Raw genomic sequence first — 15,187 nt, forward strand, 5'->3', positions numbered from 1 at the left:
GGCGGAGCGCGGACACTCTTCGGGGTGAACGCGCGAAAGCCCCCGGCCCGGGCGAGGGCAGGGGGCATCGCGACAGCGCTTGTGAGTCTGCCGATGAGAGTGTGTGTGTGTTCGGTTGTGCGGGAAATCTGGTCCGTGCTACGTAAGGAGTCTCAGTTCTTCCATCTTCGCGAGCCTGTTGAACGCGTTGCGTCGGTCGTGTTCCTCGACAGTGAGAGTCTCGACTCCGGGTTCGAAGAGCGCAGCGCTCGTTCGGCTCATGCGGTTCATGTTGCGCAGCGCGAGCCGGACCTTCAGCCAGTCGAGGATGCGAGAGAGGTTCGCCGTCGCGGCCGCCATTGCGCCGGCCATCTCGATGATCCACGGCCCACGCATCCGCCGCTTCATTGGGACGCCCAGTGCTGCACGGTCGGCGTCCTTGAGGCAGGAGTTGCCGTTCTCGATGTTGTTTCGCTTGCCGAACCACGCCTTCCAGACGGGAGACTTGTACTCGTACTCCTGCCCGTACTTGATGTGCTTCTGGTGCTTCTTACCGTCCTTGTCGTGCAAGACGCCGGGGATCTTGACGGTCTTGCCCGGAATCGTGACCTTGATCATCTCGCCGGTTGCCGCGTCCGGGATCTCCGGGTCGTCGAACTCGGGGTAGCTGTACTGGCGGGCACAGGTGGTGTCGTGGGACTGCTGCAGGTTCGGTTGACTCCTGAGAGGTAGGGGCATGGGCTCCTGCTGGAAGGATGTGCGCCATGGTGAAGGCGTATCCGGAAGAGTTCCGCCGCGATGTGATCGCGGTCGCCCGGAAGGGTGAGACGTCGGTGCGGCAGGTCGCGAAGGACTTCGGTGTGTCCGAGTCCTGCCTGGCCCGCTGGTTGCGTCTCGCGGACCGTGATGACGGCGTCCCTGCTGCTGCGTCGCCATCCGTGAAGGCGATTGAGCAGGCCGAGCTGCGGGACGCGCAGAAACGGATCCGGCTGCTCGAGCAGGAAAACGAGATCCTCCGCCGGGCAGCGGCGTACTTCGCCCGGTCGCAACTCCCAAAATGATCTACCCGCTGGTCCTAGAACTCGCCGCCGATGGTGTCCCCGTCGCGGTGACCTGCCGGGTGCGGGGTTTCTCGAAGCAGGCCTTCTATCGGTGGCGCGCCGACCCGGTTTCTCAGCGGGACTGGGAGGACGCGCACCTGACCAACGCAGCGATCGATGCGCACCGGGACGATCCGACGTTCGGCTACCGGTTCATCGCCGACGACCTGATTGCGTCCGGTCATACGGTGTCGGAACGGCGAGTGTGGCGGTTGTGTTCGCAGCAGCGGCTCTGGTCACTGCACGCGAAGAAGCGCGGCCTGAATCGCAAGGCTGGGCCGCCGGTGCACGATGACCGTGTCCGCCGTGCGTTCACCGCGCCAGACCTCGACAAGCTCTGGCTGACCGATATCACCGAGCACAACACGGCGGAGGGCAAGCTGTACCTCTGCGCGATCAAGGACGCCTGCTCGCGCCGTATCGTGGGCTACTCGATAAGCGACCGGATGCGGTCCTCGCTCGCCGTCGCGGCCCTGCAAATGGCGGTGCATCGCCGGAACCCGGCAGGAACCGTCGTCCACTCGGACCGGGGCAGTCAGTTCAGGTCGAAGAAGTTCGTCCGCGCGCTGGGTGATGCCGGCCTGCTCGGATCAATGGGGCGAGTCGGTGCGTGCGCCGACAACGCTGCAATGGAATCGTTCTTCGCGCTCCTGCAGAAGAACGTCCTGAACCGGAAACGTTGGGCGACCAGGGAAGAGCTCCGGCTCGCGATCATCACCTGGATCGAAGCGACCTATCACCGGAAACGACGGCAACGAGGTCTGGGGAAGTTGACCCCGATCGAGTACGAGACGATCATCAACCCACAGGTCGCACTCGCGGCCTAAACGAACGAGTCAACCAATCCTGCAGCAGTCCCAGCGTTATCGGCTTGCGCGCAGGACGTCAGTCGCCAGTACTGCACTTACCGCGGCGATGAGTTCGGAAACAGCCTCTTCGGTGTGATGGTCGACCGCGCCGATGCTTGCAGGGAGGTCGTCGGCAGGAAGCGACCGCAGACTCGCGTAAGTCTTCCCCGGCAAGGGTAGAGCGCTGGTCGGAGCGTTGACTTTGACGGCGTCGATGAGCGCCCCGAAGCAATGCGCAACCTGACTCGCGCCCGAGGTGCGCAGCATTGTTAGCATCCCGCCAGCTTCGCCGCCGACGTCAGCCACCTGCTTCTCGAGGTCTTCGGTGGCCGCACGCATGCGCTTCCACCTGTCGCTATCCGGCACCTCGTCGGCTGACGATCCCTGGCAGTACAGCGACGCCACGATGGCCCAGGCGCCGACCCGGTCGCGCAACCGGTCTGCGAGCTTAAGGGCATCCATATATAGCTGCCTGTTTGCCTGGCGATGTTCCGCGGCGGCTGCGGCCCGCTCGCGCCGTACTTCCGTGCGGAATTGGGCATGTTGCGTCAACCAGGTCGCGAGGAGCGCGGCGAGCACTGGGCCTACCATCGTCCAGATCCGGAGTATTGAGTCGGTCCAAGTAGAGATGGGGTTGCCAATCTGTGCTGGGGACTAGGTTCTTGAGGTCACTAACGAGACCCATGGAAGGGGCTACGAGATCGCTTTACACATCACCCGAGGACTTGTCGAGGCTCTTCCGAGATGAGCGGCACCTTCGCTGGTCTTGTGCACTCGCGGGATGTCAGTGGTGTGGCTTAACCTCTGAGTATCACTCAGGCTACCGGGGTGGCCTCGGAGTCGTAGGGTCAGAGAAGGGAAGGGCCGATGGCTCACCTCAACAACCAGTTCACCAAGGCGCTCGCCGCGATCGAGCCGGACTTCACCGACAAGACGAACGCCCCACTCGCTCACGAGCGGGTGCGCGAAGTACTCGAGTGTGATGATCGTCTCCGCGACTACGGCGCCGACACGATTCTGATCGGCTCGTACAAGCGAAGCGTCTCCATCAAGCGCATGAAGGACGTGGACGTCTTCACGCGCCTCGCGGACATCGATTCGGATGTGGAAGCTCAAGATTTGCTCGACCATGTGTTCGCTGTCCTCAACACGGAGTTCGGCAGGGACGCGGACGGACACCGACGCACCAAGCGGCAGGATCGCAGTGTGCAGGTGAGCTTCCCGGAGTACGACCTCTACGTCGATGCGGTGCCTGCGCGGCCCACAACCCGGGCCGACGGCGCATGGGAAATTCCGCAACGTGGCGATAGCAACGCTTGGGTCGCGACGAACCCAGACAAGCTCACAAGCCTCACGACGGCCATGAACTCGACACACGACGGCTTCTACGTACGGACCGTGAAGCTGATGCGTCAGGTCCGGCGGAACCTGCTCAACAAGGGCGCGAAGCCTGGAGGGTTCTTCATCGAGATCGCAACGTACAACGCCTTCAACTCGGGTCGAGTGTCCGGGACCGATCACGCGGAGTACTTTGTCAGCGCCCTCGAAGAGGTGAGCGCCGTCCTCTCTGATCACGTGCTGCTCGGCGTGCCGTTGACTGATCCGACGATGGATAACGCATCGATCGCGGTTCGCGCCACATCTGATGAGTTCGAGACCATCCGGACGCGGTTTGCTACCGCAGCCGTCGACGCGCGTAACGCGTTGAACGAAGACGATCCGGGTGCCGCTGCGGTTACGTTCCGCAAGTTGCTCGGGAAGGATCCCGACGGGAAGTGGGTCTTCGAGATGCCACCTGGATATAACGAGGACGGCACTAAGAAGGCATACATCGAGCCGGGCAGTAAGGACGTTCCCGGGGGAAGCCGTCGATACGGATGAGTGACCTCGGCGCCGACGAGTTCCTCGCCCACCGTCGCTTCCTCTTTGAGGAGGGGCTCGCCCAAGCGGGGTACCGACAGCGAGGAGACGTGTGGGTTGGAACTGTGGAGTACCGCGAGGGAAGCACAGAAGTCCGAATTGACATCAGCGCACAGTTCCCCTACCGACCTCCGCGCGTGACGCCCACTGACCTGGACTCAACTGCCTGGTCCTGGCACCGAGAGCGAGACGGTGCGCTCTGCCTCGTCGCCGAGGACGACCACGAGGATCTGTGGTGGGCGGATCCAAAGCAGTTCCTCCGGCACGTTCAAGGTTGGTTCGAAAGTGCCAACGACGACTGGCGCGACGATCGAACCGACATGGACCTCGAACGCTACTTTCCACTCTCCGACGATCGACGGCTTGTGATGTACGGGGATCTACCCGCGAGGGATGGTCGACTCGTGCGACTCAAGTCATTGTCGCCCCACACCCTCGAGCTCTCACCCAACCTGCCACCTGCACGAACGCGCAAATCGAAGCACGACCGCATCGCTTACGTCGCCGATCTTGGTCACCTTTCCAAACCGCCAAGGTCGTGGTCGGATGTGCAACAACTGATCGGTGACGAGGTAACGGACACATTCGTTCGCACGCGTGCCGACACGTTGATCCTTCGGTACCAACGTGGTGATCACGAAGGGGCAATTGTTCTTGCACTGGAACAGATCCAGGGCGGGATCGAGCTTCGTCACCTCAACAGTGCACCCACCACGACGGAAGCTCTTCGGGCCCGCGCCGGTCGTTCCGCCGCCCAGCTCTCCGAACGGAACGTCGCGGTCATTGGCCTTGGTGCCATTGGATCATTCGCAGTCGATCTCCTGGCCCGAGCCGGCGTCAAAAGGTTCACACTCATCGATCAGGACATTGTTAAACCCGGCAACCTGCCCCGACACCTTGTTGGCCCGGACTCGATTGGCCTGCCCAAGACCCTTGCCGTCAAGCAGCTTCTGGTGAAACGGCACGGACTCGCTGGAGACAGCATCGGCACCCTCGACTCCACGGTCGACAACTCGGAGGAGGTGATGACGCTCCTGCGTAACCACGATCTCGTCGTCGATGCCTCCGCCGACTTCAGCGTAACCGCCATGATCCATCACGCCGCCGCCCGAATCGGATGCCATGCCATCTCCGCGGCTCTGCAGAACTCTGGAACCACCGCCCGCATCGACGTCCTCCCACCTCTTGACGGCGAAGCACTCCCGTCTACCGCGCAACCGAACACTGGGGACGAGGCCTACTTCGAAGCCGGTTGCGGAAGCCCCATCTCGCCTGCGACACCGCAGTCAGTCATAGAGGCGGCTGCCATCGCCGCCCGCCACGCAATCGGCCTCCTCACCGACACACCCATTACGCGCGCGGGCGAAGCGCGACACCTCACCGAAAGCCAGCAATGACCGCGATCATCCTTTCAGCCAGTGCGCGTACGGAAATGCTTCGGGCAGCCCGCGACCGACCAGAAATCGAGACCGGCGGCATCCTCGTCGGCCACTACCAAGGAACCGACATCATCGTCCGACGGGCAGTCGAGGTCCGAGATCCACACGCCACCGGCTCCGCCTACGAACTCCACGCCGCTGATGCCCAACGTGCGCTCGACGAAGACACGCGTCGACCCGCCGCAAAGGAGACGGATGGTTACGTCGGCGAATGGCATAGCCATCCCGCGCGTCTTCCCCCGAGCAAGACGGACAAGCGGGCGCTCAGCAAGATCGCACTGCGAAGTGCAAGACGACCTGTCCTCATCGTGTGCCACGCCGGAGACGAGCCTGAGTTCTGGGGTCTAGAAGCAGGAAGCCGGCTGAGACCACACCGACCGCTCGCCGTCATCTCGACCGTTGGGCGGCTGCTCTCTCGAGTCGGGCGGCTGCCCGCAACCGCGGTTCGAGCTGACGGGCCGACCTTCATCTCGTACCGGCAGAGCGACGGTACGCCCCGCGCCGATGATCTCGAAGCCCTCCTGCGGGCTAGCGGCGTCGTGGTTTGGCGTGACCACGACGACCTCGGCGCGGGCAACACCGATGAGCGGCTCGAGCGAGCGCTCACTCAGGGCCTCGGCTCCGCGGTCCTGATCGTGACACCGGACATCGCCTACAGCGACGTCGTGAAGAACCGCGAACTCCCACGGTTGCTTCAGCTCGATGACCACCGAGAGTTCGAGCTCACGATCGCGAACGAAATACCCGGCCACCGCTCTAGCCCCGATTACTCAGCCCCGGATCGTCTCCTCGACCTCGCGCCGGACCAGGTGCTTGGCAACAAGAAGCAGGAAAACTCGACGCGCGCCGATGGCCGTCGGGCAATCGTAAAGGATGTAGTGCGCCATCGGTTCGAGTCCCGGCGCCACACCATCGCGTCAAACCGGACCGTTGACGTCGTGATCCAAACGCGTTCCGCAACGACGGTCCTCGATGACGACATCCATTCGGACCTGTGCTTCCGCATTGACCCGCCCGACGGGAAGGTGCCAGAGGAGCGTGCGGTGCAAGCACTTGAGACCGGACTGCCTTTAGCCAGTGACGCGGCCTACGCTGCTGGAGCTCGTCATCTGAAGGTCGCGGGCGGGGCACATCTCAGTCTGGCGCTCGCCCTCGGCGCGGCGTTCCCAGAGACTCGGTTCGGTAAGGCCGAGGTCACTGATGGGTTCGACAAAGTCTGGCTGTCCCCGGCTGATGAAGCAGTAACGATCCCGAATGCGGAACAGATGCCGGTGTCCGACGCTGATCCTCGCCGCCCGGTCGCCGTGCAAGTCGCCCTCACACCACAGCTCGACCCAAGCGGGTTCAAGCGACTCATCGAAACCGAACGGTTCTCCGCTGCGTATCGGATAGCGCCCGTGGAGGGGCGCATTGACGAGCATAAGGGCGCCGCCCTGGCGAGGGCGATCGCTGACGAACTCAAACAGCTGTGCCGGAGGCACAACACTGCGGAGCTTCATCTGGCGTTCCAGGGGCCGTTTGCGATGGCCGTCTTGCTCGGACGGCTTCTCAATACGCTGTCTACCACGGCATATGAATGGAACGATGACGATCCTGAGCTGCGGTGGTACCAGCCCGTCGTCGTCCTGCGACCAGGCGTGGACGGAGCATCGGTCCAGCACATCTCGCAACCCGAGCCCGCGGCCGAGGCCGAGGCCGAGGCATGACCCTGATCGACGGCACATCGGAGCTGTTCGCCGCAGCTGGTTTGAGACGGAAGTTGCTGCTCACCGACCAGACGCCTGCGGGGCACCGTCCGGGTGTTCCTCACTAGCTTGGGCGCCAGCGTCTCCGCGCGACTGAGCGGTTCATGGCTGGTGCGGGTTTGGTGCATGTCCGGGTGAGGAAGGCGTTCGGCGACGAGTGAGTCGCTGGCCCGCTGAAGGGCCCGTGGAACAGATCCCCGAAACCCGTGGAACGCCCGTCAGCACTGGGATCCGCGATCCGCGCCATCACTGGCATCCGCGGATAGACCGAACACCTCGCGGACGACGGGGTGATCGGTCTATCGTCGGAATCGGTTCGGTGTGTTCGCTCCGTGGAGACTCCGGACGTGCTCGGACCTCCCGTGGCATCTTCAGTGCCGAGCGACTGGGGTCCGCCTGTTCAGTTCGGAGCGGGTCCGGTCAGACCGCCACGGGTTTGTCCAGGGGTTCGGTCGTGACCTCGATCCGGATCGCCTCCTGCTGCCTCGTCGCGAGGTTCGCGTGACTGGTGGCGCTTGCCGAGTAACTCGTTCACTCGGGCGAGGAGCGCGGGCGAGCGCTCATCTCATGGGCGTGCGCGTCTGCTTCGGTCTTGTAGATCTCGCCCCATGCGATGCTCGCGGGCATGGCATGGAGACGCACGTCCGCGTCAGGCAGGCTGATCTGCACGAAGTGCGGGAAGGCGGGGAACGTCCAGAGGTCTTCGTCCTCGAACCGACTCCAGAGCAACAACTCTCCGATGCCGAGCGGGTGGCCGAGTTCCTGACCGTTCAACGGCGGATCGCAGCTCACCATCAGCGCATGGTGACCGTTCGGGAGCTCGATCGGTCGTTCCACCGTGCACCGGAAGACGGACGAGAACCGCTTGCTGTCCATGGACGAGAGGAAGAAGACTTCCGGCATTTCAGAACTCCGGGTTGGCTCCGCTGACGTTGTCTGAACGGATTGATCCGATGTCGATCCTGTGCGGATGGTGACGGATCCAACGGTCAGCCGCTCGTCACCACGAACTCGGCGCGTAGTCCTTCAGGAAGACACCGAACACGTCCTCGCCGGCTTCGCCCCGGACGATCGGGTCGTAGACGCGGGCTGCCCCGTCGACCAGATCGAGTGGCGCGTGGAAGCCTTCTTCGGCGAGCCGGACCTTCGTGGGGTGCGGCCGTTCGTCGGTGATCCAGCCGGTGTCGACGCTCGTCATCAGGATGTTGTCGGTCTCGAACATCTCCTGCGCGCTCGTGCGGGTGAGCATGTTCACGGCGGCCTTCGCCATGTTCGTGTGCGGGTGCCCCGGCCCCTTGTAGGCGCGGCCGAACACCCCTTCCATGGCGCTGACGTTCACCACGTAGGTGCGGCGTCCTGTGCTCGCGGCCATGGCGGGGCGGAGCTTCGAGATGAGGATGAACGGCGCCGTGGTGTTGGCCAGCTGGACCTCGAGCATCTCGAGCGGGTCGACCTCGTCCACCTGCTGGGTCCACGAGTTCTCGTCGTGCAGGTCGGGGACCAGGCCACCGGCGTCGATCGCGGTGCCCAGGGCGAGTCGTTCGAGCGAGCTCGACCCCGGCGCCATCGCCTGTTCGGTCAACTCGTCGGCTCGGGCTGCGGCGGCCGCGAGGATCGGGTGCGCGGCCACCGAGCGGGCGAGCGCCAGCGGGTGCTGGTCGTTCGTGTGCCCGAAGGTCACGAGTTCGGGCAGTGGTCCGTCGGGCAGCGGCGCGAGTTCCGCGTCGACCAGCGGCTGGTAGGCCCCGGTCGACCGGCGCACGGTCTGCGTGGCGTTGTTGATCAGGATGTCGAGGGGGCCGGACGCGGCGACGTCCTCGGCGAGCCCGATCACCTGGGCGGGGTCGCGCAGGTCGATGCCGACGACCTTCAGACGGTCCATCCAGTCGGCGGAGTCGGGCAGGCTCGCGAACCGGCGCACCGCGTCGCGGGGGAACCGCGTGGTGATGGTGGTGTGGGCCCCGTCGCGCAGCAGCCGGAGGGCGATGTACATGCCGATCTTCGCGCGACCGCCGGTGAGCAGCGCCCGCTTGCCGGTCAGGTCCGTCCGGGCGTCGCGCTTCGCGTGGCTCATGCGAGCGCACGCCGAGCAGAGCTGGTGGTAGAACGCGTCGACGACCGTGTAGTGCTGCTTGCACATGTAGCAGGGCCGTGACTTCAGCAGCGTGCCCGCGGTGGTCGACGCGGTCGAGGCGCTGATCAGGACGCCGCGGGTCTCGTCATCGATCCGGTCGGCGGCCCCGGTGGCGGTGGCGGCGATCACCCGGCGGTCGGCCTCGGCGATGACGCCGCGCTTCTCGAGACGGTGCGCGCGCTTGACGGCCTTGAACATCTTCGCGGTGGCCTGGCGGACCCGGATGAAGTCCGGGTGCGTCTCGTCGATCGACGGCAGCTGCTCGAGCACCCGGAGCGCGACGGTCAGGTCGTCGGGGTCGATGCCGCTGGGTTCGGGGTGCTCGGAGCTCACACGCGATCCTACGTCGGGACCGAGCACCGATCAGACGAGCTGCTGCTCCATGCACACGCTCGTCGGGTCGTCGACGTACGGGCCGAACGGGGGGATGTCCGTGTACCCGGCCTTCCGGTAGAGCGCGATGGCCGCGGCCTGCGGCAGACCGGTCTCGAGCCGGACGGTCCCGATGCCGACCGCGCGGGCCCGGTCGTGCAGGGCGTCGAGCAACCGCGTCCCCACGCCGAGCCACGCGCGGCGTCGCTCACGAACATGCGCTTGACCTCGCCGGTGCCGTCGCCGGCGTCGACGAGCGCCACCGTGCCGAGGGCGGTGCCGTCCTCGCGCGCCACCAGGAACGTGACGTCGGGCTGGTCCAGGTCGTCGACGTCGAGGGCGTGGTAGTTCTCGGCCGGGTAGAGGCTCAGTCCGTAGTCGTCGCCCTGCTGTAGCAGGTGCAGGACGTCGTCCTGCCGGGGGCTCTCGATCCGCACGGTCAGCACCGTCACACAGTAGCGAGGACGACGAGAACAGTGGGCAGACGAGGCCCCCGGCCGACGGTGATCAGGCCAGGAGTCCCTCGCTGACCTCCCACAGCCGCCGGGCATCGTCGGCGTCGAGCATCGCCGAGTTCGCGTCCGACGGGATGCGGTCGGCGGTGAGGGGAAGGACCCGGTCGTCGATCACGGCGACGTCGCTGTCCTTCAGGTAGACCCCGCCGACGCCGTCGAGCAGCGGGCTCGCGGCGCCGAACACGAGCGTCGCTGCGCCCTGCTCGGCGGTCTTCTTGCCGACCTCGGGCTCGATGACGGTCGCCCCGTGGTCGTCGACCAGTCCCTGCTCGCGGTACGACGCGAGCACCGCCGGGTCGTGCGGGCCGGGTCCGATGATGACGCCCGGGTGTGCGGCGAAGGCGCGGATGCCCTGGTCGGAGTACCGCCGGTCGAGCTCCACCGTGAACAGGACGTTGGCGCGCTTCGACTGCCCGTACGCGGTGACCGGGTCGTACCCGTGCGCGAACGTCAGGTCGTCCCACCGGATCTGCCCGAACCGCGCCGCACCGGAGGTGACGGTCAGGACTCGCGCACCACGGGCCTCCAGGAGGGCAGGGAGGAGCGCCCGCGTGAGCTGGAAGTGCCCGAGGTGCGTCGTCGAGAACGCCTGTTCGTTGCCGCGGCCGTCGAGCCGGCGGTCCGGGGTGAAGAGCATCGCGGCACTGTTCACGAGCATGTGCAGCGGGCGGCCGGAGGCCGACCAGCGCGCGGCGAAGGCATCGACCGACGACGGGTCGGTGAGGTCGAGGGCCTCGACGTGGATCCCCGGGATGTCGGCGACGGCTGCGGATGCCCGGTCGACGTCACGGGAGGCGACGGTGACGTCGGCGCCGGCCGCCGCGAGGGCGCGGCTGGTCTCGCGGCCGAGCCGGCTGTGTCCGCCGGTCACGACGACGTTCCGGCCGGTCAGGTCGACGCCGTGCAGGACGTCGGCGGCGGTGGACGCGGCGGTGAAGCCGCTGGGCAGGGGGTGCTGGTCGGTGATCACGACTGGTGCTCCTTCGATTCGATGTGGCCGACGGCGGTGGCAGTGCCGACGGCGTCGGCGATCGCCGACCACGCGTCGGGGTCGAGCCCGAGCTCGGTCCGGAGGAACGCCGTCGTGGTGTGGCGGACGAGGTCCACACGCTCGGGGCTCTCGTCCGTGGTGGCGGTCGACTCGTAGTCCTGGATCCCGCCGAGCAGGTGCTCGCCGCCGTGGACGGTCACCAGGTGCCGCGCACCAGGGCTCAGGTGGTAGACGTCGGTGAACCAGTCCGGGCCTCGCGTCGAGAGCTGGGACTGGTCGTGGTCGCCGGCGACGACGAGTGACGGGGTGTGCAGCTGGCTGAAGTCGGGGCTCATGAACGCGAAGTGCTCCTGCGCGAACGGCACGAGGTCGCCGCGCGCGATCCCGGTGGTGGACAGCAGGACCCCGGCGCGCACGCGGTGGTCGGTGCGGTCCTCGCCCGGCCGCCCGTCGGCGTCCAGGACGCGGGCCCCGAGCAGCATGCCCACGGACTGTCCGCCCCACGAGTGTCCGACCGCGGCGAGGCGTGCGGTGTCGACACGCCCGCTCAGGCCGGGGACCGCGTCGATGATCTGGTCGAGGTCGTCGAGCACCCGCTCGAGGTCGTCGACGCGCGTCTGCCAGATGGTCGGGTAGCGCGGGTCGTCGAGCGTCAGCCCGTAGGCCTTCGCGTCGAGGAAGGTCGGTTGGACGACGACGAAGCCGTTCGCGGTCCAGTGGTCGACCAGGGGGTCGCCGCCGGTCATGGACTGGCCGAAGCCGTGGGCGAAGACGATGACGGGCAGGTCCGTTCCGGTCGTCGGTGCGGTGATCCGGACCTCGAGGTCCTGACCGCGCGCGGGTGCGGGAAGCGTGACGGGGCGCACGCTGATGACCTGCGGTCGAGGTGCTGTGGGTGCCATGTGGGCCTTTCCGGGATGCGGTGTCGCCCGTGGTCCGAGCGATCGTCGTTCGAAACGGAGCGACGTTCCGGAACGATACGGAACAACGATCCGGATTGCAGGAAGAAGCGGAGCGTTGTTCCGCATCGTGTCGGTGTCGTGCGAAGATCGACGCATGAGCACCCCGTCGACCGACCCAGTGCCGCGTCGCCGTCGCGACGTCGAGCGCAACGAGCGCACGATCCTCGACGCCGCTGCCGCGGTCTTCACGGCCTCCGGCGTCGGCGCACCGGTGCGCGAGGTCGCCACCGCCGCCGGTGTCGGGGTGGGCACGCTCTACCGGCACTTCCCGACCCGTTCGGACCTGGTCGTCGCCGTCTACCGGCACCAGATCGAGGCCCTGGTCGACGCCGGGCCGGCGCTGCTCGACTCCGAGCCGACACCGTTCGCCGCCCTGCTGCGCTGGGTGCACCAGTTCGTCGACTTCCTCGGCACCAAGCACGGCCTGGCGCGGGTCTGGGAGGGCGACGCCGACGGCTTCACGGCGCTGCACACGCTGTTCGTCGACGAGCTGGTGCCCGTGCTCGGCCGGCTGCTCGACGCCGCGCGGGCGTCCGGCGAGGTGGCCGCACCGACCCCGCCGTACCAGCTGCTCCGGGCCGTCGGTGACCTGGTGGCGTGGAGTCCCCAGGACCCCGACTACGACGTCCGGACGATCGTGACCCTCCTGGTCACCGGGCTGCGGCAGGCGCAGCCGACGGTGACCGACAGCGCCTAGCCGGCCACGTGCACTGGTCGCGACCGGCACCGGACTGGAGGCGCGGTGCGGGCCCGTCACGGGCCTCCCGTCCGGCGTCGCGACCGTCTCGGGCCGCACCAGCGCCGTCGGAGCGCCCCGCTCAGACCGCGTCCGGCTCCGCGGGGCAGCCCCCTGTGTCCTCGTGTTCCGGCAGCACGTCGACGTCGGTGACCGTGTACCCGAGCGGCACCTGGCCGAGCGCCAGCAGGAGCGCCGTCCGCCGGTCGTCGTGCTCGGTCTCGATCACCCGCCGCTCGGTGGGCACGACGACGAGTCGGACCCGATGCGTCACGGGCGCCCCCACGCTGCGGTGCCGCGCAGGCGTCGCTCGGCGTGCTGACCACCTCGCCGACGCAGCAGCAGGTGGCGGACCGCGAGCAGGTGCGGGAACTCGACGAGCATGCCGACGACGATCGCCGTGGTGACCAGTGGCTGGTGGGGGAGTGCGGCACTCGTCAGCCCGATCATCAGGGGCGCGTTGCGGGCCGCCGTCGTCATCGCGAGCAGCGCCGACCGTGGGTACGACAGGGCGGCGAGGCGTGACGCCCACTCGGCTGCGATGAACACGACGGCGAAGAAGACCACCGCGCACCCCAGCACGGCGACGAACACCGGCAGGTTCGCCAGCAGCAGCGCGATGTGCGAGGCGAAGAGCCCGGCGACCATCGCGCCCACGATCCAGGGAACCGCGCGGCCGGGCAGGGCGGCGGCGCGGGCTCGAGTGCCGTCCGGCAGCAGTGAGATCCCGAGGCGGATCACCACGGCGATCGCGGCGGGCAGGACGAACCACTGCAGCAGGGTGCCGACGGTCCCCACGGCATCGACGCCGGCGTTGCCGCCCAGGACCGTGATCCACACCGGGAACAGCAGCAGCTGGGTGACCATGTTGATCGGCAGCAGGGTCGCCCCGACAGCGGTGTCCCCGTCGCTCAGGCGGGTGAACGCCAGGAACCAGTCGGTGCAGGGTGCCAGGAAGTACAGCATCACGCCGAGTTGGACGGCGGGGTGCCCGGGCAGGGCCACGCGGGTGAGCAGGAACGCGACGAGCGGGGCGAGCAGGAAGTTCATGCTCCAGGCGATGCCGATGACCTTCCACGCGCCCGTCGTCCGTGGGAGGCGGCGCAGCGGGACGTCGACGAACAGGGCGACGACCAGGGTGATCACCAACGGGTCCACCACGGAGCCCATGGCGTCGCCGCTCGCGGGGGAGGCCCCGCCGATCACCGACCCGACCAGGATGGCGCCGCCGACGATCGCGGGGGTGGCCCAGAGCCGTGCACCGGCGGGGTGGGCGGGCCGCTGTGCGGGCATCAGCACGCGCATTCGACACCGCAGCAGCTCAGGTCGTCGGTGAGCATCCCGGCGTCGTCCCACTCCTGCAGGGCGCCGCAGTCGCGCCCGGCTCGTTCGCCGATGACGCGGGCGACGTGGGCGAACCGCTGCCGGAACTTGTACACGAAGCAGAACTGCAGCCCTCCGTGGCGCAGTGCCGTGCCGGCCAGGAACAGCCCGGGCGTGGTGGTCGACTCGTCGTCCTCGGTGAGCAGCGGCCAGCCGTCCGCGCGGGCGTCGAACAGGCTCGCGGCCGGTCCGAGCCCCGGGCCGTACCCGGTGGCGAGGATCGGTGGCGCGTCCGCGCCCAGGGCGGTCCGTCCGGCGACCCCGACGGTGAACCCGTCTCCGGACCGCTTGATGCCGGTGACCTGGCCGTCGTCGACCAGGGCGAGGCGTCCGGTGGCCCGCGCGGCCGCGAGCCGTTGACGGGTCCGCGGGGCGAGGCGGAACGACGGGTCGGACCCGCTGCCGGCGTCCCAGGGGTGGGACGGGTCGACGACCGTCACCGTCGCCCCCTGCTCGACGTGGTGGCACGCCAGATCGATGCCGGACTCGAAGCCACCCACGACCACCACGTGTCCGGACTGCGCCACCCAGGCTGCCTCGGCGGACGCGTGCACCCCGAGCGAGGTGCCCGCGCAACGGGGCAGGATCGGGTCGGAGAACTCGCCGCCGGCCCAGACCACGTTGCGGGTGATGACGGGGCCGCGGCTCGTGGTCACGCGGAAGCCGTCGTCGTCCGGCTCGATGCGCTCGACCTCGGTGTCGAGCAAGGTCGGCAGGTGGAAGGCCGCGACGACGCCGCGCAGGTACCGGGCGTACTCCGGCCCCGAGGGGTAGTCGGTCCCCAGGCTGTAGGCGGGTGAGGTGCGCGGGTGGACCGCGTTGAGGTCGGTGGCCCCGAACCCGTTCCCGGTGAAGGACGGCGTCAGGAACCGCTGGTGCTCGGGCCACCGCCGGAACGTGTCCCCGACGACGCCGCGTTCGACGACGCCGAACAGCAGGCCGTCGACGGCGTGGAGTGCCAAGCCGGTGCCGACGCCGGCCGGTCCGGCTCCGACCACGAGGGCGTCGAGGGTCTCGGTGGGGTGTGGTGCTGGCATGGGGTCGGTCTTCCCAGCAGCTGCGG

14 protein-coding genes and 1 pseudogene are annotated in these 15,187 nt (G+C 67.6%); 5 read left to right on the forward strand and 10 right to left on the reverse strand.

Annotated features, from left to right (window positions below):
- Positions 1-138: 138 nt before the first annotated feature.
- The gene (locus tag ORG17_RS03340; RefSeq protein WP_214526589.1) at positions 139-717 is read right to left on the reverse strand and encodes a hypothetical protein; all 579 of its coding nucleotides are present in this window, start codon (positions 715-717) and stop codon (positions 139-141) included.
- Between the two features lie 26 nt (positions 718-743).
- Here ORG17_RS03340 and ORG17_RS03345 point away from each other — a divergent pair.
- Positions 744-1,906, forward strand: a protein-coding gene (locus tag ORG17_RS03345; RefSeq protein WP_214526590.1) for an IS3 family transposase whose coding sequence is annotated in 2 segments (ribosomal slippage) — positions 744-1,023 and positions 1,023-1,906 — 1,164 coding nt in all. Because the reading frame shifts where the segments join, the coding sequence is not laid out codon by codon here.
- 36 nt (positions 1,907-1,942) lie between these two features.
- Here the strand turns inward: ORG17_RS03345 and ORG17_RS03350 are convergent.
- The gene (locus ORG17_RS03350; RefSeq protein WP_214526591.1) at positions 1,943-2,506 is read right to left on the reverse strand and encodes a hypothetical protein; all 564 of its coding nucleotides are present in this window, start codon (positions 2,504-2,506) and stop codon (positions 1,943-1,945) included.
- Positions 2,507-2,794: 288 nt separating this feature from the next.
- On the opposite strand from ORG17_RS03350, the gene ORG17_RS03355 reads away from it, so the two are divergent.
- The 3 genes from ORG17_RS03355 to ORG17_RS03365 all read left to right on the forward strand — a co-directional run bounded on the left by ORG17_RS03355 (position 2,795) and on the right by ORG17_RS03365 (position 6,992).
- Complete coding sequence (locus ORG17_RS03355; RefSeq protein WP_214526592.1) at positions 2,795-3,808, forward strand: SMODS domain-containing nucleotidyltransferase; 1,014 nt, start codon at positions 2,795-2,797, stop codon at positions 3,806-3,808.
- Positions 3,809-3,984: 176 nt separating this feature from the next.
- On the forward strand, positions 3,985-5,244 hold the full coding sequence (locus ORG17_RS03360) for a ThiF family adenylyltransferase (RefSeq protein WP_301565285.1): 1,260 nt from the start codon (positions 3,985-3,987) through the stop codon (positions 5,242-5,244).
- Entirely contained in the window at positions 5,241-6,992 is a 1,752-nt protein-coding gene (locus tag ORG17_RS03365; protein WP_214526594.1) for an SAVED domain-containing protein, read from the forward strand. The genes ORG17_RS03360 and ORG17_RS03365 overlap by 4 nt, the downstream gene beginning before the upstream one ends.
- A gap of 570 nt (positions 6,993-7,562) precedes the next feature.
- Here the strand turns inward: ORG17_RS03365 and ORG17_RS03370 are convergent.
- From ORG17_RS03370 to ORG17_RS03390, 5 genes and pseudogenes are all read right to left on the reverse strand, one after another.
- A complete protein-coding gene (locus ORG17_RS03370; protein WP_214526595.1) occupies positions 7,563-7,934 on the reverse strand; it encodes a hypothetical protein in 372 nt (123 codons plus the stop codon).
- A gap of 97 nt (positions 7,935-8,031) precedes the next feature.
- Positions 8,032-9,498 (reverse strand): SDR family oxidoreductase, encoded by a 1,467-nt coding sequence (locus ORG17_RS03375; protein WP_214526596.1) that lies wholly within the window; start codon positions 9,496-9,498, stop codon positions 8,032-8,034.
- Between the two features lie 30 nt (positions 9,499-9,528).
- Positions 9,529-10,088 (reverse strand): annotated as a pseudogene (locus ORG17_RS18455) (GNAT family N-acetyltransferase).
- Complete coding sequence (locus ORG17_RS03385) at positions 10,045-11,022, reverse strand: SDR family NAD(P)-dependent oxidoreductase (protein WP_214526597.1); 978 nt, start codon at positions 11,020-11,022, stop codon at positions 10,045-10,047. Before ORG17_RS03385 ends, ORG17_RS18455 begins: the two are co-directional and overlap by 44 nt.
- Positions 11,019-11,945 carry an alpha/beta hydrolase family protein gene (locus ORG17_RS03390; RefSeq protein ID WP_250892236.1) on the reverse strand — a complete coding sequence of 309 codons (927 nt, stop codon included), beginning with the start codon at positions 11,943-11,945 and terminating at the stop codon, positions 11,019-11,021. Before ORG17_RS03390 ends, ORG17_RS03385 begins: the two co-directional genes overlap by 4 nt.
- A gap of 154 nt (positions 11,946-12,099) precedes the next feature.
- Between ORG17_RS03390 and ORG17_RS03395 the strand changes: the two genes are divergently transcribed.
- The gene (locus ORG17_RS03395) at positions 12,100-12,702 is read left to right on the forward strand and encodes a TetR/AcrR family transcriptional regulator (RefSeq protein WP_176708241.1); all 603 of its coding nucleotides are present in this window, start codon (positions 12,100-12,102) and stop codon (positions 12,700-12,702) included.
- A gap of 121 nt (positions 12,703-12,823) precedes the next feature.
- Here the strand turns inward: ORG17_RS03395 and ORG17_RS03400 are convergent, their stop codons facing one another.
- From ORG17_RS03400 to ORG17_RS03410, 3 genes are read right to left on the reverse strand one after another with little or no spacing between them, the layout of a single operon-like run.
- Positions 12,824-13,015: a hypothetical protein gene (locus ORG17_RS03400; RefSeq protein WP_214526598.1), complete on the reverse strand. Its 192-nt coding sequence runs from the start codon at positions 13,013-13,015 to the stop codon at positions 12,824-12,826.
- Entirely contained in the window at positions 13,012-14,034 is a 1,023-nt protein-coding gene (locus ORG17_RS03405) for an arsenic resistance protein (RefSeq protein ID WP_214526599.1), read from the reverse strand. Before ORG17_RS03405 ends, ORG17_RS03400 begins: the two co-directional genes overlap by 4 nt.
- Positions 14,034-15,161, reverse strand: a complete 1,128-nt coding sequence (locus ORG17_RS03410) for an NAD(P)/FAD-dependent oxidoreductase (RefSeq protein WP_250892237.1) — start codon at positions 15,159-15,161, stop codon at positions 14,034-14,036. Before ORG17_RS03410 ends, ORG17_RS03405 begins: the two co-directional genes overlap by 1 nt.
- Positions 15,162-15,187: the final 26 nt, after the last annotated feature.

It is taken from the genome of Curtobacterium flaccumfaciens pv. betae (assembly GCF_026241855.1).
Classification (GTDB): Bacteria; Actinomycetota; Actinomycetes; order Actinomycetales; family Microbacteriaceae; genus Curtobacterium; species Curtobacterium flaccumfaciens.

Coding starts and splice junctions, on each gene's coding strand:
- ORG17_RS03340 (WP_214526589.1), bottom strand. CDS start 717: ATGCCCCTACCTCTCAGGAGTCAACCGAACCTGCAGCAGTCCCACGAC.
- ORG17_RS03355 (WP_214526592.1), top strand. CDS start 2,795: ATGGCTCACCTCAACAACCAGTTCACCAAGGCGCTCGCCGCGATCGAG.
- ORG17_RS03365 (WP_214526594.1), top strand. CDS start 5,241: ATGACCGCGATCATCCTTTCAGCCAGTGCGCGTACGGAAATGCTTCGG.
- ORG17_RS03370 (WP_214526595.1), bottom strand. CDS start 7,934: ATGCCGGAAGTCTTCTTCCTCTCGTCCATGGACAGCAAGCGGTTCTCG.
- ORG17_RS03390 (WP_250892236.1), bottom strand. CDS start 11,945: ATGGCACCCACAGCACCTCGACCGCAGGTCATCAGCGTGCGCCCCGTC.
- ORG17_RS03395 (WP_176708241.1), top strand. CDS start 12,100: ATGAGCACCCCGTCGACCGACCCAGTGCCGCGTCGCCGTCGCGACGTC.
- ORG17_RS03405 (WP_214526599.1), bottom strand. CDS start 14,034: ATGCCCGCACAGCGGCCCGCCCACCCCGCCGGTGCACGGCTCTGGGCC.
- ORG17_RS03410 (WP_250892237.1), bottom strand. CDS start 15,161: ATGCCAGCACCACACCCCACCGAGACCCTCGACGCCCTCGTGGTCGGA.